18 protein-coding genes and 8 pseudogenes are annotated in these 21,071 nt (G+C 56.2%); 12 read left to right on the forward strand and 14 right to left on the reverse strand.

Going from position 1 to position 21,071, the window contains the following annotated elements; translation table 11 throughout:
• Positions 1-228 precede the first annotated feature (228 nt).
• A complete protein-coding gene (locus P1L41_RS00005; RefSeq protein WP_276296802.1) occupies positions 229-1,155 on the forward strand; it encodes a CPBP family intramembrane glutamic endopeptidase in 927 nt (308 codons plus the stop codon).
• Between the two features lie 315 nt (positions 1,156-1,470).
• Positions 1,471-2,064, forward strand: a pseudogene (locus P1L41_RS00010) (site-specific integrase).
• A gap of 683 nt (positions 2,065-2,747) precedes the next feature.
• Here the strand turns inward: P1L41_RS00010 and P1L41_RS00015 are convergent.
• Positions 2,748-3,473, reverse strand: a complete 726-nt coding sequence (locus P1L41_RS00015; protein ID WP_276296804.1) for a type IV pilin N-terminal domain-containing protein — start codon at positions 3,471-3,473, stop codon at positions 2,748-2,750.
• Between the two features lie 73 nt (positions 3,474-3,546).
• Here P1L41_RS00015 and P1L41_RS00020 point away from each other — a divergent pair, with 73 nt between their 5' ends.
• Positions 3,547-4,182 carry an IS6 family transposase gene (locus P1L41_RS00020; RefSeq protein WP_276296805.1) on the forward strand — a complete coding sequence of 212 codons (636 nt, stop codon included), beginning with the start codon at positions 3,547-3,549 and terminating at the stop codon, positions 4,180-4,182.
• A 419-nt stretch (positions 4,183-4,601) separates the two neighbouring features.
• Here the strand turns inward: P1L41_RS00020 and P1L41_RS00025 are convergent.
• A pseudogene (locus P1L41_RS00025) lies at positions 4,602-5,421 on the reverse strand (IS5 family transposase).
• Positions 5,422-5,535: 114 nt separating this feature from the next.
• Between P1L41_RS00025 and P1L41_RS18525 the strand changes: the two are divergent.
• Both P1L41_RS18525 and P1L41_RS00035 read left to right on the forward strand, forming a co-directional pair.
• Positions 5,536-5,918, forward strand: a pseudogene (locus P1L41_RS18525) (response regulator); the annotation flags it as partial.
• Between the two features lie 203 nt (positions 5,919-6,121).
• Positions 6,122-6,808, forward strand: coding sequence for a sensor histidine kinase (locus P1L41_RS00035; protein ID WP_276296861.1), 687 nt, complete (start codon positions 6,122-6,124; stop codon positions 6,806-6,808).
• Between the two features lie 149 nt (positions 6,809-6,957).
• Here P1L41_RS00035 and P1L41_RS18730 read toward each other — a convergent pair whose 3' ends face one another.
• From P1L41_RS18730 to P1L41_RS00045, 3 genes are all read right to left on the reverse strand, one after another.
• On the reverse strand, positions 6,958-7,143 hold the full coding sequence (locus P1L41_RS18730) for a DUF8106 domain-containing protein (RefSeq protein WP_465260855.1): 186 nt from the start codon (positions 7,141-7,143) through the stop codon (positions 6,958-6,960).
• 43 nt (positions 7,144-7,186) lie between these two features.
• Positions 7,187-7,405 carry a hypothetical protein gene (locus P1L41_RS00040; protein ID WP_276298478.1) on the reverse strand — a complete coding sequence of 73 codons (219 nt, stop codon included), beginning with the start codon at positions 7,403-7,405 and terminating at the stop codon, positions 7,187-7,189.
• A gap of 146 nt (positions 7,406-7,551) precedes the next feature.
• Complete coding sequence (locus P1L41_RS00045; RefSeq protein WP_276296862.1) at positions 7,552-7,719, reverse strand: hypothetical protein; 168 nt, start codon at positions 7,717-7,719, stop codon at positions 7,552-7,554.
• Between the two features lie 357 nt (positions 7,720-8,076).
• On the opposite strand from P1L41_RS00045, the pseudogene P1L41_RS00050 reads away from it, so the two are divergent.
• Positions 8,077-8,347 (forward strand): annotated as a pseudogene (locus P1L41_RS00050) (hypothetical protein).
• Positions 8,348-8,358: 11 nt separating this feature from the next.
• On the forward strand, positions 8,359-8,526 hold the full coding sequence (locus P1L41_RS00055) for a hypothetical protein (protein WP_276296808.1): 168 nt from the start codon (positions 8,359-8,361) through the stop codon (positions 8,524-8,526).
• Positions 8,527-8,586: 60 nt separating this feature from the next.
• Here the strand turns inward: P1L41_RS00055 and P1L41_RS18530 are convergent, their stop codons facing one another.
• Both P1L41_RS18530 and P1L41_RS00060 read right to left on the reverse strand, forming a co-directional pair.
• The gene (locus P1L41_RS18530; RefSeq protein WP_379788232.1) at positions 8,587-8,919 is read right to left on the reverse strand and encodes a HalOD1 output domain-containing protein; all 333 of its coding nucleotides are present in this window, start codon (positions 8,917-8,919) and stop codon (positions 8,587-8,589) included.
• Between the two features lie 151 nt (positions 8,920-9,070).
• A pseudogene (locus P1L41_RS00060) lies at positions 9,071-9,574 on the reverse strand (transposase); the annotation flags it as partial.
• Between the two features lie 94 nt (positions 9,575-9,668).
• On the opposite strand from P1L41_RS00060, the gene P1L41_RS00065 reads away from it, so the two are divergent.
• From P1L41_RS00065 to P1L41_RS00080, 5 genes and pseudogenes are all read left to right on the forward strand, one after another.
• Positions 9,669-9,968, forward strand: coding sequence for a hypothetical protein (locus P1L41_RS00065; RefSeq protein WP_276296863.1), 300 nt, complete (start codon positions 9,669-9,671; stop codon positions 9,966-9,968).
• A 28-nt stretch (positions 9,969-9,996) separates the two neighbouring features.
• Positions 9,997-10,119 (forward strand): annotated as a pseudogene (locus P1L41_RS18535) (zinc metalloprotease); the annotation flags it as partial.
• 111 nt (positions 10,120-10,230) lie between these two features.
• The gene (locus P1L41_RS00070; RefSeq protein WP_276296864.1) at positions 10,231-11,115 is read left to right on the forward strand and encodes a M64 family metallopeptidase; all 885 of its coding nucleotides are present in this window, start codon (positions 10,231-10,233) and stop codon (positions 11,113-11,115) included.
• A gap of 137 nt (positions 11,116-11,252) precedes the next feature.
• Positions 11,253-11,705, forward strand: coding sequence for a hypothetical protein (locus tag P1L41_RS00075; protein WP_276298486.1), 453 nt, complete (start codon positions 11,253-11,255; stop codon positions 11,703-11,705).
• Between the two features lie 22 nt (positions 11,706-11,727).
• Positions 11,728-12,009 (forward strand): annotated as a pseudogene (locus tag P1L41_RS00080) (tyrosine-type recombinase/integrase); the annotation flags it as partial.
• Positions 12,010-12,062: 53 nt separating this feature from the next.
• On the opposite strand, the gene P1L41_RS00085 reads toward P1L41_RS00080, so the two are convergent.
• The 7 genes and pseudogenes from P1L41_RS00085 to P1L41_RS00115 form a co-directional block, all read right to left on the reverse strand.
• Complete coding sequence (locus P1L41_RS00085; protein WP_276296865.1) at positions 12,063-13,151, reverse strand: outer membrane protein assembly factor BamB family protein; 1,089 nt, start codon at positions 13,149-13,151, stop codon at positions 12,063-12,065.
• A gap of 781 nt (positions 13,152-13,932) precedes the next feature.
• The gene (locus tag P1L41_RS00090) at positions 13,933-14,754 is read right to left on the reverse strand and encodes a hypothetical protein (RefSeq protein ID WP_276296866.1); all 822 of its coding nucleotides are present in this window, start codon (positions 14,752-14,754) and stop codon (positions 13,933-13,935) included.
• Between the two features lie 212 nt (positions 14,755-14,966).
• A complete protein-coding gene (locus tag P1L41_RS00095; RefSeq protein ID WP_276296867.1) occupies positions 14,967-16,274 on the reverse strand; it encodes a hypothetical protein in 1,308 nt (435 codons plus the stop codon).
• Positions 16,275-16,504: 230 nt separating this feature from the next.
• Positions 16,505-17,327, reverse strand: a pseudogene (locus P1L41_RS00100) (IS5 family transposase).
• A 144-nt stretch (positions 17,328-17,471) separates the two neighbouring features.
• Positions 17,472-19,298: an ATP-binding protein gene (locus tag P1L41_RS00105; protein ID WP_276296868.1), complete on the reverse strand. Its 1,827-nt coding sequence runs from the start codon at positions 19,296-19,298 to the stop codon at positions 17,472-17,474.
• A complete protein-coding gene (locus tag P1L41_RS00110) occupies positions 19,295-19,618 on the reverse strand; it encodes a hypothetical protein (protein ID WP_276296817.1) in 324 nt (107 codons plus the stop codon). Before P1L41_RS00110 ends, P1L41_RS00105 begins: the two co-directional genes overlap by 4 nt.
• Positions 19,619-19,729: 111 nt before the next feature.
• Complete coding sequence (locus P1L41_RS00115) at positions 19,730-21,049, reverse strand: ATP-binding protein (protein WP_276296869.1); 1,320 nt, start codon at positions 21,047-21,049, stop codon at positions 19,730-19,732.
• Positions 21,050-21,071: the final 22 nt, after the last annotated feature.

A 21,071-nucleotide genomic window follows, 5' to 3' on the forward strand; every position in this document is an offset into this window, starting at 1 on the left:
AGTCGAAGACGATCGGGAGGGCCTTCCCGCCTGGAAGCAGGCTACTCGGTGGTCGAATCTGGCGGCTTGTCCCTCGCTGGTGTTCGAACTCCGGCTGACCAACCAGAACGGCATCAGGCACGTCGTCCCATCGCAACGGTGTGAGTCGCCGTGAACGTGCGGTGGCTGCTGCGTCCGGAGACACAGCCTCGAGGGCTGATCTGGAACGACGTCGAAGACCGACCCCGGATGCCGCTCCGAATCTTCGCCGGACTCGCCCTCTGGTGGCTCCTCGGAATCATGATGTCCGGCCTCCTGGGAACGGTCGTTACCGGCCGGTCACCCTTCTTTGAACTCCGAGGGACTCCGGTTGGCAGTATCGCCGTGACCGCGATCGACCTTGTAGTCGGCGCCATCTCCACGCCTGTGGCCATCTACCTGGCCGGTCGGTACGTGGATCGCCGGCGGTTCCGCGATTTCGGTTTCCGCGTCAATCGCGCGTGGTGGGCCGACCTCACGTTCGGGTTCGTCCTGGGAGGCGCGTTGATGACGGCCATCTTCGTGGTCCAGTTGGCACTCGGCTGGGTCACAATACGCGGCGTTTTCGTCGTCGGTGGCGTCCCCCACTGGACGTTTCCGTACTGGTTCCTGCTCTCGGTGGGGTCCTACCTCATCGGATCCGTGATCGAAGAACTCCTTCACCGAGGTTTCCTGCTGACGAACTTCGCCGAGGGGTTCCAGGTCGGGCCAGTCGACGCCCGCGGGGCCGTGGTGGTGGGGATACTACTGACGAGCGGTGTCTTTGCGTTCGCACATGCTACGGCACCGAACGCGACGGCTATCAGTACGGCGTCGATTGCGCTCGCGGGTGTGTTCCTCGGGCTCGGGTACGCCTTGACTGGGGAACTCGCGCTCCCGATCGGTGTCCACGTCGCGTGGAACTTCTTCGAGGGGAACCTCTACGGATTCCCCATCAGTGGCTCGACGACGACGAGCATCCTCGCAATCGAGCAGCATGGCCCAGACGTCATGACCGGCGGTGCGTTTGGCCCCGAGGCTGGTCTCCTCGGTGTGGGCGCTATTCTTCTCGGTATCCTCACGACTATCGCTTGGGTGCGATATCATCGAGGTGGCTCTGGAATTCAACTGGCAGTCACGAACCGAGAGACTCTGTGAAAATAGGCATCAAAATCTGTGGGACCGCCCCATGAATATAGTACTCAGAGTGGTAAAACCACCAGTGGTTCTGCTGCATACACCCTCTGTATTCAGCACGCACCTTAGAACACTGACCGGAACTGATACAAATCTCGCGGTCACCATTCTACCTAATCCGACGACTGCTTCGGTAAGTCTTGGCCGATAACGTGTAGTAACGACTTGTAAAACAAGTCGTAACAGACTCCGCGTTTTTCACTCGAAACCCGGTGTGCCTTCGCCCCGATCACGCCGTCCGCAGATGCTTTAGTAACGGTTCCTCAAGGAATCGGTATGCGAATCGAAGCGACAGACGGGAACGAACACAAGGTCTGGCTCACCGACAGCGAGATCGAAGACCTCCGACGCGCCACCAACAGTCAGCGCGACGACCTCGTCATCCAGCTGGGCGCGTTCGTCGGCCTCCGCGCCTTCGAGATGCCCCAGGTCCGCCCCGTCGACGTGAAGCAAACCGAGAGCGGCCAGTACCGCCTCCGCGTCGAAGCCGGCAAGGACACCAGCGGGAAGGGTGGAAAGCCACGCGACGCCTACCTCCCCGACAGCGTCGAGCGCGACCTTCAACGGTTCCAGAACGAGCGCAACATCGCTCCGAAAGACCCTTTATCGATCTGTCCCAACCAGGTGTCCGCGCCGTGATCCGCCGGACTGCCCAACGGGCGCTCGGGAGACTGGTGACGAGGACTTCGAGAAGGTGAGCACGCACGATCTCCGCCGTCGGTTCGCCCAGCGCCTCCGGTCGACCAGCAAATGAACCCGCGCGTCGTGATGGCTGTCGGCGGCTGGGACAGTTTCGCCGCCATCGAACCCTATCTGAACGCTCCGAGCGAGGACGTCATCGATGACGCGTTCGTAGAAGTAGGGCTGTAGCTCATCTGGTACTCTGTGCTATTGACGAAAATCGGAAACGGGCTTTGTTGAATTCCTCATTCCCGGACAGTTTGTTGAGGTCGTGCTGAATACAGAGCGCGAATCGGTCACAAGTGGATGGGCATTATCCCATCGGCCGGTCAGTCGATACAGTAGCTGAGCCTTGTTTAGACGCGTCTGCTGCCCTCGGTTAGTGGCTCTATCCGGTGAACAGAATTCATTCATGAGGGTCTCTCTTCCTGCTTTCATTCTGTGGATGCAGGCCGTAGTAGACGATATGCACCGCGTCTAAACAAGGCCCAGTGCGCGTATCGGTCACTGGACGAGACGCCTGAATTACCACATTCTGAGGTCCACAACAGGGCATGTACGTTGCACGCGCTGGCCGGACACATGCAAAAGGGGAAAACCAATTGCGAGAGTTGAAAATCACTACGGGACACCGATAGCAACGATTGAAACGATTTACATACCGATCGCACTGCAGTCGTGCGATCGGGTGTGCATTGATTTTCAATGGCGACTATGCCCCAATTTGCTCGACCACTCTGTGCCGAATCAACTACTCTGTAGAATCGCTAACTTAACTAGGGCTGGCCTTCGACTTCAAGAGGCAACGAACTCCCATCGAGACTGAAGTACGACCTACTGTTTGGAGAATCTGCAAATCGGACGAAAATCGGTCAGGTTACGAACGTAGCAGTCATTACTCTGACTTGTTTCTTGTCCGTCTCGTATATCGTTACCGTAATCGTCTCACTGGACCCGATATTCTGATCCGTAAGCCCACTCCCCGTCGCATCTGAAAAGATCAAATCATCCCCCGACGAATCGAAGTACCGCGCTGCTGAGGTACTCCCACCGGCCGGCTCGTCTTCCACAGTGACGTAGACACGGTCGTCGTGAGCCCGGCTGAATTGGAGGTTCTTAATCGTGACTTTTCCATTTATCCGAGCATCGTGCGAGGCTGGATATCCAAAACCCCCGATTGAGGCCTGTGGGTTAGCGCTATTCGGCACGTCGTACTGTGCGATTGTTCCGGTCGTATCATCCTTCGGGGATTGCCAGATGAGCCGTAGGGTATCGCCGCCTTTGGCATTGACCGTCGCTGAGTCGCCCGCGGTGACATCACCCCCACTCCATTCGTTGATACTACCGACCGACGTTTTTTCGAGTGCGGCTCCCGCGAACCGCAACTGGTCGCCGTCAAACGAGTCACCGCTTGCGTGGGTCACCTGAACGTCACCATTGGCTTGCACCTCAAACTCAAACGTCGCACTTGGAGCGGTACTATCTACGCTCTCTCCGATTCCTAGCGCGAACACAGAGACGACAGCCCCCAGTATCACCACGATACCCACCATCAGGACGACCGAAATGACTGACGAGACGGCATCCTCGGACCTCATTAAAGTATCCGGCGTCACGTAGGCGGTGTTTAGTTAAGCGTGAAAAGTGAGGCGGACGGATTTTGTGGTGCCTATGCCAAAAATCAGCCGCCTCAGCGGATGTAGAGACTGGATTGATTTGGATTTTGTGGAGCGCGAGCGGACACCCGAGCCGGCGATGGCGCTGGGTATCAAATCGCACGTTGCGGGACTCTCGCTGTCGGATACCGTCGAATTACTCGAAGATCTGGGTGTCCAACGATCGCGGAAAGCAATCCACGATTGGGTTCAGAAAGCCGATTTACAGCCCGAATCCGGTAAATCACCGAATCAGATTGCGCTTGACGAAACCGTGATTCGGATCAACGATCAGCAATTCTGGCTGTACGCCGCCGCCGATCCGCAGTCGAACGAACTGCTTCACGTCCGGCTCTTTGCGACGACTACGACCACCCTCACGGAAATTTTCTTGCACGAACTTCGGCAAAAACACGATGTCGAAACTGCTGTCTTTCTCGTCGATGGCGCTCAACACCTCCAAACTGCGCTCTCTCGAGCGGGATTCCGATTTCAGATGCGGCGCCACGGAAATCGGAACGCTGTCGAACGAATTTTTCGAGAGTTCAAGCGTCGAACCTCGTCGTTTTCAAACTGTTTCAGTCACGTCGACCCCGAAACAGCCGAAAATTGGTTGCAGACCTTCGCTCGCTGGCACAATGCTCCAAACTAAACACTACCGTCACGTACACAGCAGAAACTATTTTATTAATTAATCAATCTACCGGTGATAAATGAGACTGTACCGAGCAATGTCTTGACTCCTAATCTGGGAGATACTCTATGCAAGATACAGCCTCTGTATCGGTCACGCCGGTACTGACAGATGGCGAGTGGACTCTATGGGCGTGCTGTATTCACAGCGCCAGTCAATCACTGATATTTCGGAAGTCGATGCGGTGACGAATGGGGACAAAAACAGTCGGTCTGTCGGATGAATTTGCGACGGTGAAATTTACCGTATAGTTATTTGACTACTGAACGTTGGTAGTGTAATGACGGGTTCGATTCGACTTCTCCACGTCGAGGACGATCTTGAGTTTGCAGATTTGGCTGCGACGGCAGTGGTGAATCGCCAGACGTGGCTTGATTTCACGGTTTGAGTGCCTGCTTGATGTTGTGAACCGCACACATCAGGACGAGTTCTCGGAATTCACCGTACCAGGTTCTCGCACGCACGGCGTCGCCGAGTGTGCGCTTGATCGTCGAGAAGACGGTCTCACACATCGCTCGTTGCCGGTAGCGAGCCCCATCGATCCGCGCGTTGTGCGCGTGATCGATGTGCCGGAACTCACGATGTTTGATCAGTGGTCTTACGCCCTCTTCGCGGAGTTTCTCGCGTAAATCCATCCAATCGTAGCCTTTGTCGGCAGCGAGGCTGGCGAGGTCGCCCGCGTTGCGGAGGGCGACCTGCCAGCCGAGTTGTGTGTCGTGGCGTTTCTCAGTCGTACAGTGAACGTCCAGAATGGCTTGGTTTTCTGTGTCGACGAGAACAGCGGCTTGAGCGTCTTGACGCGGTAATTCGTCCGACGGCAGTAGTGTTTGCTCGCGTGTTCGCGGTCGAAGAACGTCGCGTCGATGGCGGCGTGACCGCTCGGGTCGTGCAGCTGCGCCGAGAGGCGCAGCAGCACTCGCCAGAGTGCTGTCTTGATTCTATCAAACCACTTGACTGGCGTGGAGTGGTCGGGGAGATCGGCCGCGTCAAGGCCGATCTCCGCGAGTATTTGTGGCATCTCGCTCAGCAAATCGAGTGCTTCTCGGTAGGATTTCTCCAGGTAAACCCGCAGACAGTGCAGCGACACCACCGCTCGGCGGCCGCCACCCCTTCGGGGGCGGCGACTTCGCCTCGTTCACCAACAGCATTTTTAGCTAACTGAACGACTTTACTCGTGAAGCGGGAGATCTTAGACATGAATCATCGACGGTTTCCCGCTTCTTCCTCGTTCTAACGGTCGAAGCCGCCGTCGTCCAGCGATTCACCAGAGCCGCTGCGACATATCTTGAACGTGAGAACGATCGCTTTCGGATCACCACGGTACCCGATGCCAGTGCTGGGCGTGAAATGCTCACCGACGAAGTGTTCGACTGTGTGGTCTCCGACTACGATTTGCCTGGACAAAACGGAATCGTGTTTCTTCGCACCGTCCGTGAACAATTCCCCGATCTTCCGTTTATTTTGTATACAGGGAAGGGATCTGAGGAAGTCGCGATGGAGGCCATCTCTGCAGGCGTTACAGACTATCTTCAAAAGAGAGTGGGACTGATCAGTACACCGTCTTAGCCAACCGGATCACCAATGCCGTCGAATCGCACCGGTCAGAACAGAAACTGGCCGAACAGAACCGTGACCTCCAGCGGTACAAACAGATGATAAACTCGATGAACGAGGCCGCCTGTATCTACGACGAGTCCGGACGCTTCGTGGTCGTAAACGAATATCTGGCTAACTGGTACAACACCACCAAAGAACAGCCAAAGGCCAGAAAAGTAGGTTGATCCCGATTATACGTGATCAGTCTGCCGACAGCGATCCCTACCAGGCCCTTCTTGACGGTCGGCGCGAACAACTGTCGGGGGAAGTCGAAGTCGAATTTTCCCACCGAGGAGATGTTGTGTTAGAGTATCGGTTGGTCCGCCTCACTGTAGATGGGGTGCTTGAAGGAATCGTCGGTGTCGCCCGTGATATCACCGAACACAAAGATCGTGAGCGAAAACTTCGCCGAGAGCGGGACCGTCTTGACGAGTTTGCGGGTGTCGTCAGTCACGACATCCAGAACCCACTGACCGTAGCGAAAGGTCGTTTAGAGCTCGCAAAAGGAGAGTGTGACAGCGATCATCTTGCTGGACTCGGGACCGCATTAGACCGTATTACGCGAATTACTGAGGATGTCCTCTGGCTGGCGCGAGAAGGACGAGCCATCGGTGCGGTGGATGCTGTTATGGTGGCCCATACGATAGACAAAGCTTGGGACATTGTCGGAGAGCAGACAGAGCACGCCGAGTTACACTACGCAGACGAGACGGTTTCCTCACTCTCTGTTGAAGCAGACGATGATCGACTGTGCCAACTCTTCGAAAACCTGTTCGGAAACGCGATTAAACACGGTGGAGCAGACACAACGGTCACAGTCGGTGCGCTGGACAATGGCTTCTATATCGAAGACGATGGGCCTGGTATCCCCGAAGAGAGACGTACTGACGTGTTTAGCGCCGGCTACTCAACCGACGAGGAAGGAACGGGATTCGGGTTGAGCATCGTCGAGCGGGTGGTCGAAATCACGGATGGGAAATCAACCTGACAGAGAGTGCTGAGGGTGGTGCCAGATTCGAGATTACTGGAATTGAACTCACTACTGCATAGACGTTCTGTATCTTGCACGGCAGTTCTGTCATAACAGAGGATATCAACAAAGCAGATGTTTCGAAGCGTCGCTGATTCGCGATCGGGTTAGAGTTGTGCCTGGTCCACAACGATGTCCCCACAGCGGGGACAGAGGAGTCGGTGGCGAGCGGTCGAATCATCGTCGATCCAGTCACCGTCAGCGGGACTTTCATGTTCGCACGTCGGGCAGAAGAGCAGTGTCTTTGCCTGACGGCAAGTAGGGTCGTTGGAGGAGGGGTCTGTCAGAGTCATATCCGTGGGGAATGGGTTTGACCGACGGCGGCACACAGGGCGTTCAGGACGACGAGCGCACCAACGACATGCGGCGCTCGATGACGACGTCGTGGCCGTAGTCGCCCCGGCGGTACTGGTCGTAGAGGTTCTCGACAGCCGGGAAGTCAGTCGTCCATTCGGTGTAGTGGACGAGATCGCCGACGTTGTAGCACAGTCGCCACTGGCCGTGTGTGGGCGCTGAGCTGGTCGCAGTACGCTCGGAGCCTAGTGCCTGGGCCATCTTCATCTCACCTCCCGTCGGATGCGTACAGCCTTGGATGCCAGGCGAGCCGAGGTGGCGCAGGTCCTCGTGGGGCACGGCGAACGTCATGAGGTCCGCGCTGCTGACGGCCATCGCGAGTCTGCGCCGTCGCTCACGGTCACCGATCAATTCCTCGAGGCGCAGACGGTCTCGTCGGCGAGGTCGGCGACGAGGACGCCGGTCACTGCCTGGGCGTCCTCGTGGACGGTACAGACGAGCAGCCACGGCTCACTGTCGGCCGTGGTGATCGCGACCGTCTCGCCGACCTCTGGGAGGGGAGCGTCGGGTGTCATCGGCCACCTCCGACTGCGAACTGAGTGATGGCAGAATACTTATTGGATAGTCTCGCCAACATCGAGAGTGGGCCCTGGTTCCCGCTCGTGTAGTTGCCCACCAGCTCTCCTTGACCCAGAGTTGATCCCCGCGGGTCTGGGGCCCGTTTCGGCACGACCCCTCTGGTTTCTCGGCTCATGCGGCCCCACCTGGTGGCGTTTCAGTCGTCGCTGGACAACTCCGTCCGAGATGGATAGCGAGCGACGCCTGTTCAGGGAGATCGGCACCACAGTACGGGCAGGCCGTCGCGACGACGACATTCGAGCCTTCGCGTTCTTCGATAGCCATCACTGCCCACCTCCGTCGGTGACCAGCGGATCGTGCCCGACCACGTTCGCCAACGACTCACCCAACGCCCGCTGTTCCTCGGCGTCGACGGTGAAGCGGCGGCCCACTACTGGGACGAGCACGAGCGCGCCCTGGTGATCGTCAAGGACACCGTTGCCGAGAAAGTCGAGCCTGACCGAGATCCCCTTCAAGACGCTGGGGCAGTGGTGCGAGTACACGCGTGAGGAGCGTGGCTGGGCCGTCGGACCGCACGTCGACGGCTCGCTCGTGGGCGAACTCGTGAGAGGGCCCGACGCATAAACGGTCGTTCCATGGCTGACGCGAATGGCTTCGTCTACGAGTCCATCCGTGGTCCCAAATGGAAGGTCGAGTTCGACCGACGGAGTGGTGGTGGCTTCGAGCGTGTCGAAGCGGTGTGGACTGGGTGTGGCTGGCGCGTCACCGGGCGGGAAGTCGTGACGACGATGCGGCGGATCTGACCGTTCCGGACCCACGGACTTCATCGAAACTGTCTCGTCCTGAATCGTTTGCTTCGTAGATCAGCGGCCTCTCTCAAAGAGAAGTCGTGTTAGGTGCTGATAGATGCAAAAACGGGACCAGATCGGTTCGCTGTGTCGCGTCACAGACGCGGATGAAGCCGTCGGAGCGGACGAATACGTTCCAGGATCTACCTGAAAACTGAGAACAGTGTCTCCGTCTGTGGTTCTGTCATGGGGATCAAACAGAGCGTTGAGTGCAGCCGGGTCAACATGCTCACTTATCGGCGGGAGATCGACTGGATCGATATCAGCAGCATCCGCCAGCGCCGTAACAATGGCCTGTACCGGAGAGTGATTATTTTCAGTCTCGTACTCCACGTCAACGACTGGCACTCACCCTCGATAGACGGTTAGTTCCCCAGTGTCTCCCATACAATCTCGACAGTACTACGACATAAAAAACCGACGTAAAATACGAAATGTTGCCTCTGTTGAAATACTATTAGTTCGACACATATCCCCTGAAACAGCCGTTCGGTAGAACTGCGATCTGTGAGTCGTATTTTCTGGTCGTCGTCACGTACAGATCGAGGATAGCATTCGCTCTTGTGTCTACGAGGAGCGTGACTTTCAACTGTTGACTCGTCAACTTCGTTCGCTTCGTATAGTGTTTCGAGGCGTGACTCCGGTCGAACCCGGAGGCGTCAATCCCGACGACACCGTTGGTCGGAAGGAGTGTGACCGAGAGGTTGAGCAGGACGCGCCATACGGTCATATCGAGGCGATTGAACGCCTTACACAATGTCGAGGGTGAGGGGAGTTCCGTCAGATCGACGGCGCTCCGAATACGGGGCATCTCGATAAGTTCGTCAAGAAGCGTCCGGTACGTCGTATTCTTCCGTATCTTGAGACAGAGCAAGACGATGTGTTGATGAAGTGTGTACCGGCGTTTCGAGAACTTCGACGAGTAGTGGGCAACAGCTCGCCGAGCCAAGTGATACGCCTGCTCAACGAACCGAAGCAACTGCGACTTTGGGAGGGCCTGCATCCGGTCAGACTACCGGACGAACCTGTAACTATCCGAGGATTTGAACAGAGCCGTACGGCGGTAGATTTATTTCTACACCAAATTGACAGATTGTATGGGTTCGGGACAAGTGACTGCAATTGGGCTGGTGATCCTCGTTTTGCTCTCCGGCTGTTCTGGATTCGTCGGAATGGACCAAACTGAACCAACCCAGTCAGTGTCGACTGGAGTGGACGATGGGCCGACTGAGGAATCAGCAGCCGAGACGGAAAGTAGTGCTGCTACATCTACAACAACACCAACATCGGTAGACTCCGATGATGACGGACTACATGACCGGCGTGAGGCCGAACTCGGAACTGACCCAACGAGGCTGATACAGACGATGATGGTCTCACTGATCTCCGTGAGGTGACTGAAACAAAACAGACCCCAATTCGGCAGATACCGATAATGATGGGCTTGACGATGCTGCCGAACTGAAGGGTGACACAGACCCACGTAAGCGCGATACAGACAACGATGGACTCGCTGACGGTGCCGAGATCGAGCGCGGTACTAACCCAACCATTCGGGATACCGATGGTGACAATCTCCTTGATGGTTGGGAGGTCCATAGCGACGTCTATCCAGACGCGAATCCACTGTACAAGGATATTTACGTCGAGATTGACTACATGAAGAGCTACTCGCTCCCTGACGATGAGCGAGCGCTAATCAAGTCCAAGTTCGCCGACGCGCCGGTCTCGAATCCGAACGGAACGAACGGAATCAACCTCCATCTTATTAGGAGCGACCAGGTCCCGTACACTCGTACGCTTGGAGGCCTAAGGACAGATGAATACGAGAACAAATACTTTGACCATAACGGGCAAGCATACCATTACGCGATTTTAGTTGACCGGAGTTCACTCTCAGAGTCTGTCGATGGTGGCGGCGCTGAGGGTATAATGCACGTTTCAGGGACCGTCGACGACACACGCATGGGGACCACGTTCATACATGAACTTGGCCACTCAATGGGCCTGATGCCTGATGTATACCGTGGCATTGACACCACCGACGTTCCGTTCGACGAATACCCCAGTGTTCTGAATTACAACGCTCCCCCGGACCACTATAGCTACACCTCGGAGGCCGTCTCCGACGCTGGCTTTGACGACTGGAAGTATATCGAGAAGGAGATGTTTACTCCATCAACTCGGCTCATGCCGGGACCCGATGCTCTGGATCAATGTGTTGGCGGTTCGTTCGCAGGGGGCGATGGATCCACCAGCAATCCGTACCGGATCGAGACACTCCACCAGCCGAGTGTATCGGCGTCGACTCTGATGCGAATTATAAACTCGTCTCGGATATCGACGCAACGTGGCGGAATGGGTTCGACCCGACACCACGATTCTCTGGAACACTCGACGGAAACGGCCACACAGTTCGTGGACTTACTGTCCACCGGTCGGACAGTGCCGGTGGGATCGTCAAGACACTCAACGGCGGAACGATTAAGCGACTCCATCTTCGGAATGTCTCCGTCCGCGGACAGGACAATGTCGGGGGCGTAGCCAGCACCTCAAGCGGCACGATCACGCAGGTTACTGTTACAGGGAGTATCCGCGGAGAGCGTGGTGTTGGAGGTATCGCTGGCGTTGTTGCCGAGCCGAATGCTAATTACCGGGTTGGCGAGATATCTGCCGTCGAAGTGAATGCCACAGTCGTTGGTGAATACAGCGTTGGCGGTCTCGCCGGTAACAGTATCGGTAACGTGACCAATTCAGCGGTCTTCGGTAGCGTCCGTGGCGAGTCCTCGGTTGGCGGGCTGGTAGGAATGAACTATGCACCAGGTCGGGTCGCTTCCTCGTTTACTGCCGCGACTGTTAGCGGCGAAGAGCACGTGGGTGGTGCCGTCGGTCGGAACTACGAGAATGGCCCGGTCGAGGATGTCTACTGGAACGCTGACGCCACTGACCAGTCAGCGTCGGCCGGGAGCCCCACGTCAAACGGACTCTCAACGAACGAGATGACTGGAGAAGCCGCCGCAGAGAGTATGTCTGGCGTTGATTTCAGCGGGCCATGGATTACAACCGACGCCTATCCCGTGCTTGACTGGCTATCAGAGCGTGTCACCCGCGAGATGCGTATTAGATCGTCTTGAAATCACTCTTGCCATCATTGGGCTGCCACTAACAGGCCCCGGCGTGGGGCCACGCTCAGTCTATTGGTTGGTCTGTCGGACGGCCGAGCGTGCAGCTCAAGAAACTGGCGACCAGGACTTCGAGAAGGTGAGCACGCACGATCTCCGCCGCCGGTTCGCCCAGCGGCTGCTCGTCGACCAGCAGATGAACCCGCGCGTCGTGATGGCCGTCGGCGGCTGGGACAGTTTCGCCGCCATCGAGCCGTATCTGAACGCGCCGAGCGAGGATGTCATCGACGATGCGTTCGCTGATATCGGGTTGTGAAGCGGGCATTGTTGAAACCTTCATTGGCTGATTCTTTTATTGGTCGTGCTGAATCAAGAGGTTCTATCAGCATCGGATATGTCGCGCTCTGTGAGTGCGTACACGTTTTCATCATTGCTCCCGAGATAGATTGTACCATCCTTCACCGCCGGTGAGGACCACACCTCATCACCCGTTTGGAACGACCACTGTTTGGTTCCATTCTCGGCGTCGATTGCGTACATGTTGCCGTCGCTACTCCCGACGTATACCGTGCTATCTGCCACTGTAGGTGAGGATTCAACCACGTCTTTCGTCTGGAAGGACCACTGCTCCGTCCCGTTATCGGCGTTAATCGCGTACAGGTTGTCGTCAATGCATCCGACATAAACTCTGCCATCCTTCACCGCTGGTGAGGACCATACCTCATCACCCGTTTGGAACGACCACTGTTTGGTTCCATTCTCGGCATCGATAGCGTACACGTTGGAATCCTTACTCCCGACGTAGACCGTGCCATCCACCACTGCCGGTCTAGACTGTATCTCACCATCCGTCCGATAGGACCACTTTTCAGTCCCGTTCTTGGCGTTTATCGCGTACAAGTTGGAGTCCTCACTTCCGATATAGACGGTACTATCGACTACAGTCGGCGAAGAGTCCACCCAGTCGCCAGTTGGGAAGGACCACTGTTCGATCCCGTTTTCGGCGTTGATCGCGTACACGTTGGAATCCTGACTCCCAACATAGACTGTCTCATCTTTCACTACCGGCGAGGATTCAACTGGAGCACCCGTAGGAGAGGACCATTGTTCGATTCCATCTGCAGCGCTGATGGCATACACGTTGGTGTCGTAGCTCCCAACATAGACGGTTCCACCCACCACAGTCGGTGAGGATACCACCTCGGCGGTTGTCTGGAAGGACCATCGTTGGATTCCATCCTTGTCGTCGATTGCGTATATCGTGGCGTCGTCGCTCCCAACGTAAACGCTGCCCCCCCTTACCGCCGGCGAAGAGACCACTGAACCTTCCGTTTGGAAGGTCCATTTTTGAGATACGTCTCCGGTTATTGAGTCTACTGGAGTCCCTCTCACACATCCGGCGATCGAAATGGTTGTCAGTGTTCCAAAAGAGGTGAGGAAGTCTCGACGTCTTGCCATTAATGACTCACTGAATCCGGCATCATTTAATTTTTTGCTAGTCAGCAAGTGGCTAAAATTTCTATCCAGAATGGGATCTGTGCCTAATGAATAGTGAGCATTTTGAGGTCAAAAACTATTCAGTCAGCAGCAGAAGCTAGATCTTCCGACAGTCAGAATGATGCCACCGCACGTACGACGATCTGGCTGGCACAGTCTTGGTTCTCTTGGCGATGAGGCGCAGTAGACCGGTCAAACACGGCCCCGATGCCAAATTTCGAGAAACAAAAACATTTCCTAAATATCACATCTCATCACGTCGGATTGAGAATCCAATCAGAAACCACACACACTGAGCCTGACAGAGTTACATCATGTCCCGAAAACGGGACCGGAGAATTCGGCATGGCGTCACTGTTTGTAAATTTATATGTGGTACCATATGATTCAGATGTCGCCCCCAGATATGGCCGTTCGTTTGAATAACCGACATCTGCCCACTCAAATAATTTCTTAATATATTCTTCCGAATCACTCCTGTCGTCGAATTTGATGCATAAGTAATTAATGTAGAATGTCCATTTGCGATCCCCACTATACTCTGGTAAATTACTTTTTGCATACGCAACTGGGGGCGTATAACTTTCTAATGAAGGACTTGTCCAGCCATAGGCCTGATATGTATCTACCGGAATCTCAGGACCCTGATCTAATTTCCATTCCTTGACGCCTGAAGTGGGGATTTTTGCTTTCGGATACACTGTCCTAACCGCCTCTTTCGCGGACGAGGCTGAAATGTCTGCTACCGTCTCCTCTGCGTTACATTCCGTTCTGCATTGATCTTATGAACTGAGTTATTGGATTCATGTTCGCCGGCAAGACGAACAATTGGTGGCCAGATATTCTCGAACTCAGACGATGTCATCGTTTCTCCAGTCCGAAGTTGTTCTTTAAGAGCTGCGACTGGGTCTTCGTAAGCATCCGGATCTTTGATACCGGTCTGCAAATAGAGATTTCCGGAAACAGTGACTGCATAGTATGGTTCAATCCCAGAATCTCCTCCTACCTTGAGTGATATGATGAGCCACGGATTGGGGCACTGATCAATCTCAAATTCTTCTACCAGATTTTCCGCAGGTAGAATCGACTTCATCAATTCGTATCGTTTTTTTGCAGCGTAGTTTGTTTCGTACTCCTCAAGGTGCTTGCGAGAAAACCAACCACCATCAGAGTCAATTTTATCAGTACTCATTAAGTCATTGATATTGAGGAAGGTGACTGGACGAAGCCGTTCTACAATAGTAGGGAGTTTATTGATAGAGCCGACATCTGCATCTGGGGCGTTCAGTTCGTCCACTTTGTTCGAGCCCCCCACCTTGTATTTCCCAGCAACGTAGGGATAGTAGTTGTACGGGCGCAATGGGACGCTTTCAGTCGCCACTTTCGCCTCATCAATTGAGATTAGAGTCGGTGTATCCGTCGGTGTCGAGGTCACTGATTCGACCGCAACAGTTTCTGCGGGATTATCAGTATCCGCCGCCCTGGACGAAGAGTCTGCACATCCCGCTAGGGAGAGAATTCCACTCGTAGCGGCCGCTTTCAGGAAATGCCTCCGACCAATCATATTTTCTACCTTTCGAACGACATTTTTTATATTTTTCGAGAATCAATAATGCCGTGCAGTTGGAACAGGATGACTGTGGTCGTAACTGGCCCATATCTCAGAGTTCGAAGACATAGGCTGCACCAGACTTTTCAACACCAGACGTATGCTCATCCCTCGATCCGACAACCGCGTAACGTCCGTTCCCAGCGACACTCCCGTCGCTCATTCGATCAGCAGGATCGCCTCCTGCCGGAGCCTGGTTTCCTCGTATATTCATACGAGCGATTATCTTCATGCAGGATATACGCCCCACCGCCTTTTTCGATCTCTTCGAAGGGATTACAAACCAAAGCTACTGCCCCGTCACTCGAGACGTCGATACTATAGCCAAAGTTGTAGCTATGTTCTGGCTTGGGGCCAGGCACAACCTCTCGCTGGCTCCAGCTACGATCCTGGGTGAACACGTACACTGCCCCGATATTATTCGAGTCGTCGATCATCATCTCACCCCCGACTAGTACTTTATCCCCAGAATGGGTTATAGCGATATCTCCTCCACCGAACATTCTGGGGTTTCCATCAATATATGCCTCCTGAGACCATGTGCCCTCAGATTTTCTGAAAATATAGCCAGTGTCATACCACTTCCCACCTTTTCGATATGAGGAACGTTCTCGTACGGCAATCGTGGACCCATCTCCTGATATTTCTACCTTAGAAATGTACTGTCCACCGCTTTCCCGACTTGGTTCTAAAGTAGCCTCTTGAGACCAATCCCCGGAATCAGTCCGCTGAAACACGTACAGACTTTCAATTCTCTCTTCCTCCCGATCGAGCGCACCCTCAAGGACCAGCGTATCACCGGATCCTGAGAGAGCGATCGAATACGAATAGGTCTGGAAAACAGTCTCCCTCTCCCACGATTGATTGGACTTGCGATAGATGTACACCGCGCCTTCTTTGGATGCGTTTTTAGGCGTACGTCCTGGCGCGGTTATGGCGATGGTTGACCCATCATCTGATATCTCGAGATCATCGCCCAAGCCGTCCTCTCTTTTCGGATTTGGTAGCGTAATTTTCTGGTCGTTCGACCAGGCCTTTTCCTCTCGATTGTAGATTTCTGCATAGCCCGTTTTAGGGACACCACCCACGGTACCCCTACCCGTCCCGACCACAATCTCGTCACCGTCGTTTGAGATGGCATTAGATTGGCCAAACATATCGTCCTCTCTCACATCAGATGGTTCGAGTTTCTGGGTCTCCTTAATCCGCTCCAAATCCGAAATAGCTCTCAGTGACTCGTTCTCTTCTCCCTCCGAAGTAGTCTCAATCGTACTCGGTTTTCCTTCCGAGGCGGTCGGATTCAGCGACGAACAGCCAGCCAATGAGACTGAGAGTCCAACGCCAGCTTTGAACAAAAACGATCGACGGTCATCTCGTGGCATCATTTCGAATTGTCTGGAAAGTAGTAAATATTCGCATTTCAAAAAGGTAACTATATCCTGAAAGTAACCATTTTGGCCCTGTTGAAATCCCATTGTATCGACACCTTTCTCGCTGAACAGTCGTTAAGTAGGTGAGGAAACCTAACAACAACACAAAATATTCACTCGCTATCCGGAATAGCGTACTCGTGAGTAGATTCAGTCCGGTTGTCTGGGGAAGCGCCCTTATTGCACTCGCTATTATCGTAATGGCTCTCTATCGGTTGTATAATAATAGACGAGTGCAGAGTTGAGGTGTATGATTAACTCTCCGCCTCCATTTGTCAGAGTGTCTTATTGATGTTATGAGTGAGACAACCGATTACGAGTTCACGGAACTGCTTCCACCAGAGTCGTGAGCGGACGAATGCGCCATATTTCCGTTTGAGGCGAGAGTTCACCGTCTCGTTCTGACTACGTTGGCCGTAGAGGTCAGCATCCTGCCGAGCGTTCCACGCCTTGTGGAGCGGGGAAAACTCTCGGTGCTTGATGAGTGGACGAACCCCGTCTTCACGGGCTAACGCACGAATTTTCTGGTCGTCGTATCCCTTGTCACCGAGGAGAACCGCTACTTCCCCGGTATTCCGCTTGATGAGCGACGGCGCTATCTTCGAGTCGTGTTTTCGTGTCGTCGTTACGTGTACGTCGAGAATCGAGTTCGACCTTGTTTCCACGAGAAGCGTGACCTTCAACTGCTGAATCGTCAACTTCGCTCGCTTCGTATAGTGTTTCGAGGCGTGACTCCGGTCGAACCCCGAGGCATCAATCCCGACGACACCGTTGGTCGGAAGGAGTGCAACCGAGAGGTTGAGCAGGACGCGCCAAACCGCCATATCGAGGCGATTGAACGCCTTACACAACGTCGAGGTGGATGGGAGTTCCTCCAGTTCGATGGCCCTCCGAATCCGAGGCAGGCTCGATGAGTTCGTCAAGCAGGGTTCGGTACGACGTATTCTTTCGCACCTTGAGACAGAGCAGGACGATGTGCTGGTGAAGTGTGTACCGCCGTTTCGAGAATTTCGAAGAGTAGCGGGCAAGAGCTCGCCGAGCCAAGTGATACGCCTGCTCAACGAATCGAAGCAACTGCGACTTTGGGAGGGCCTGCATTCGGTCACATTATTGCTCGACCCTGTAACTCTCTGAGGGTTTCAACAGAGCCGAACGTAATAAACAGAGTATCATGATGGATACACCCTCTATATTCAGCAAACCACTCTTATCAGATGATGAGAGTGTTATTGGCGCCTCGACTTATGCGATGAGCCTCCCGTCAGGGGTGCGGTCAATCGTTTTTGCCGCCTCCATCCGTTCGATGAGGTCCGCCGCGTCGTCTGGCGCGAGCCCATCGGCCTCCTCGACGACCGCGTCGACGACGTCGTCCGGGTCGGCGCCGTAGCCGGCCCCCTCGAACTTCAGCCCCTCGACGACCTCGGTCACGACGGCGGTCGGTGCGTCCGACGTGACGACCAGCACCCCATCGTCGTCAGTCTTGACCTCCACGTCCGGGCCAGGGTCGAGCCCCAGTTCGCGGAACGAGCGACTCTTCAGCCGTGTCGCACGCTCGGCGTCGACCATCTCGATCGTCTCGGAATGGCGGGCCTTCGCCGACGCTTCAGCGAGTCGCACGAGGTCCAGCAGCGAGCGTGGCGTCACTGGGATGGTCCGCTCTTCGTCTTCCTCGCGGGCGACCAAGCGCGTCTTCACGGCCACGTACCACTCGCGCAGCGCGTCTTTCACCGCGGCGCTCGCAAACGTAGGCGTGAGGTCGCGACACGCCTGCAGGTACGCTCGCAAGGCGTCGATGCTCACCTCGCCGTCGACGTCCTCGAGGAGATCGTCGGGCACCGCCTGCCCGCGTGCTTGCCTCGTGGCAACATCACGGCCGTCGAGGATATGGCCTGCCAGTTCGTCGATTTCCTCGCGGTCCGTACGCTCCTCCAGAACCCACAGCAGGTCGAATCGATCCAGCAGCGGTGAGATGATCTTCGTCTGCTGGATCGGCGAGTCGTTCTCTCGGAAGTGGCCGTCCTCTGGGTTGGCCGCCGTGAGCATCGCAGTCTCGGCGTTCAGGACCGCGCGCTCACCAGCCTTCTCGATCGTGACCTTTCCGGACTCCATCGCCTCCAAGAGCGCGTTCTGTTCCGACGAACCGGCACTGTCGAGTTCATCGATGAAGACGGCGCCACCGGAACACTTCGGGATGGCGCCTGCCGTGACGGTCAGGTCGCGGTCGTCAAAGCCGTCTTTCGTCATCGCCGCTGTCAGGCCGGCCGCCGACGTGCCCTCGTTACCCGACGTCTTCTGACCACGTGGACTGAGCGCTGTCAGCGCTTCACCGAAGTCCGTCTTGCCTGTGCCCGGATCGCCCAACAAGAGCTGATGCACGAGGCCGCGGTGGTTCGTCCCTTCTGCATCGGGCGAGTTGCCACGAACCAACTGGAGGATGAGACCCTCCTTGATGTGCTCGTCCCCGTAGTGAGTCGGTGCGACCGAATCCACCAGCACGTCCATCGGATCGTGCATGTCGGCGAGTAGGTCGATGACGTCCTGGTGGGCGTCGCGGTTCACTTCCTGCATCGCCGACTCCTCGACGATGACGTCCTCAGCGTCGAGGATCTTCTCGCCGACTGTCGAGCCGTTCGGATGGATGGCTTTGTACGTCGCGACGACCGTGACGACCTCGCCAGATTCGACGCCCTGTCGAGCCAGCGCTTCCGTAAGATGGGCGTCGATCGTCTCAGTTCCTTCCTCGACACGCTCGGGAACGGGCTGCAGACGGAGCGCCTGATAGTCGACGTACTCACACTTCTCGCGCTGCAGCGTCCACGGAGCGCGCTGTTTGCCACATCCCTCACAGAACGCCGGTTGACGGATGCTCCCGAAGTTCTGAGCGACTCGCTTCTCGTTCTCACACTCGCGACAGCGGAAGACGGCCATCTCCAGTTTGGGATCAACCGACGAGCGCTGTCGAATCTGCCCACGCACGGCGATCGTGTCGCTGACCGTCTCGGCGTAGTGCTCGCCGACGTGGAAGACGTCGACAGACTCCTCGAGGAACGCCATCGAGTCCGTACTCATGTGACCACCCCGATGATACCGTCGACGAGCCCACCGACGACGTTCAACGCTGTATGGAAGTCGATGCCTGGGATGATGCCCGTCCAGAGCATCGCCAGCAACAGCACGGTCGAGATGAGGAGCGAGACGAGGCCGTGACGGGCGACCGTCCGCCCGATCGCCGCGGCGACGCCGAGGATGGCCTTGAGTTTGAAGCCCCACCAGAGCCACAAGCCTGCGGTCATCAGCGTCCCGACGCCGATTCCCAGCGTCGCCAGCCCGAACTGACCGACAAGGAATTCGATGCCCATCCGGAGAAGATCGACGGGCGTCACGAGCATCGCGGCTCACCTCTGACTCGTCGAAACGTTTCATTTTTTCGAGAGTTGTAGGCGGCCGCCAAGGCGCACTCGCTCGCGTCGCATAATGCGCTCGCCCCCACGGGGGGGTACTCATGTCCAGTCAAGAATTCCGCGCGCGCGAATTTTTCTGGTCGCGACCGCGAAACCGGCGCGGGGACCGTTCTCCGTCGGTCCGACCCCCTGGGTTCGTCTACGAAAACAGACAGTTCTTGAGCACTCCTCGAGGTCGGCGACGAGGATTGTGGTCTGCTGGGGTGGGTGGTCGGCCTGATCACGCCGACGCACCCCCGGAACTGCTCGCTTCGAGTCCGTCTCTGAGAGATAGACCTTCAGGTCACCGTGGATCGGCTTCGAGATCTCCGGCCACGTGATCGGCGGCCAGGTGAACTCCTTCTCGGTGTAGAGAATCGCCTCGCCTGTGTCCAGGTCCGACGTGATGTCCTCTTCCATCGGCACGGACTCGAATCCCTTCGGCGATGAGCCGCCGTGAGGGTTCGCCGTCCCGTTCATCCCGACGCGCCATCGAATGCGGTCGGTCCAGAGGTTGTGCAGGTGCTTGTCCTTGTGGCCGAAGAACAGCCCGATGATGCCGTTCTTCCGGAAGTCCTCGACGGCCGTCCCTGCGAGCTGCACCTTCTGGAGCGTCGCGTACTGGTCCTTCGAGACACCCTCTCGAGCGAGCGATGCGACCTCGTCGCAGATCCACGTTGTCCAGTCGAACGGGCCGCGCTCGACGAGCGAGAGTGCCCAGCCGAACCACCAGTGATCGACCGGGTCGCCTTCCTGGAACTTGACGCCGTCGACGACCTTGTCACTCTCTTCGTAGACCCACTGGCAGCCCCGCATTTTCGGATCTGGGTAGACGACGTGGAACACGCCGTCTTGTAGGACGTTCAGATTCAGGTCCATAATGTCGCTGTAGTGCGTTACCTTCCGGACGACGTCCTCGAGCGGCACCTGCTTGCCCATCGAGTTACGGTTCCCGCCCTTCTTCACGACGTACGCGGTCGCGTCGTATCCCTTCGGGAGGCATACGTGCGCGACCGGTGCGTACGGGAGCCATTCCGAGCGCGAGCCCGTCGCCGCCCGCCAGACCACACGCGAGTTATTGACCTCCATGTCAATCTGGGCGGCGCGAAGAGCGAGCGTCGTCTTCCCGGAGTTCGGCGGTCCTGTCGCGAACCACTCGACGCCGCCACTCGGTTGGTTGCGGCCGCCGTCCCATGTGTGGTCCCAGAACGCCGGCACCAACCCTTCCGCGTCGAACTGGTCGGGATTGAACTCCGGCATTCCGTGGATTCGACGAAGGTGCCGTCCGTCCGAGTGGTTTCGTGCGTCGTTCGTCCACTGCTCGCTGCCGTAGTGGGGCTCGATGAAGCCCAGTTCCTGCGGGTCGTGTAGATCAGACATGGTCACATCGTCCTCGAGGGTT

The organism is Haloarcula ordinaria, assembly GCF_029338275.1.
In the GTDB taxonomy this organism is placed as follows: Archaea; Halobacteriota; Halobacteria; order Halobacteriales; family Haloarculaceae; genus Haloarcula; species Haloarcula ordinaria.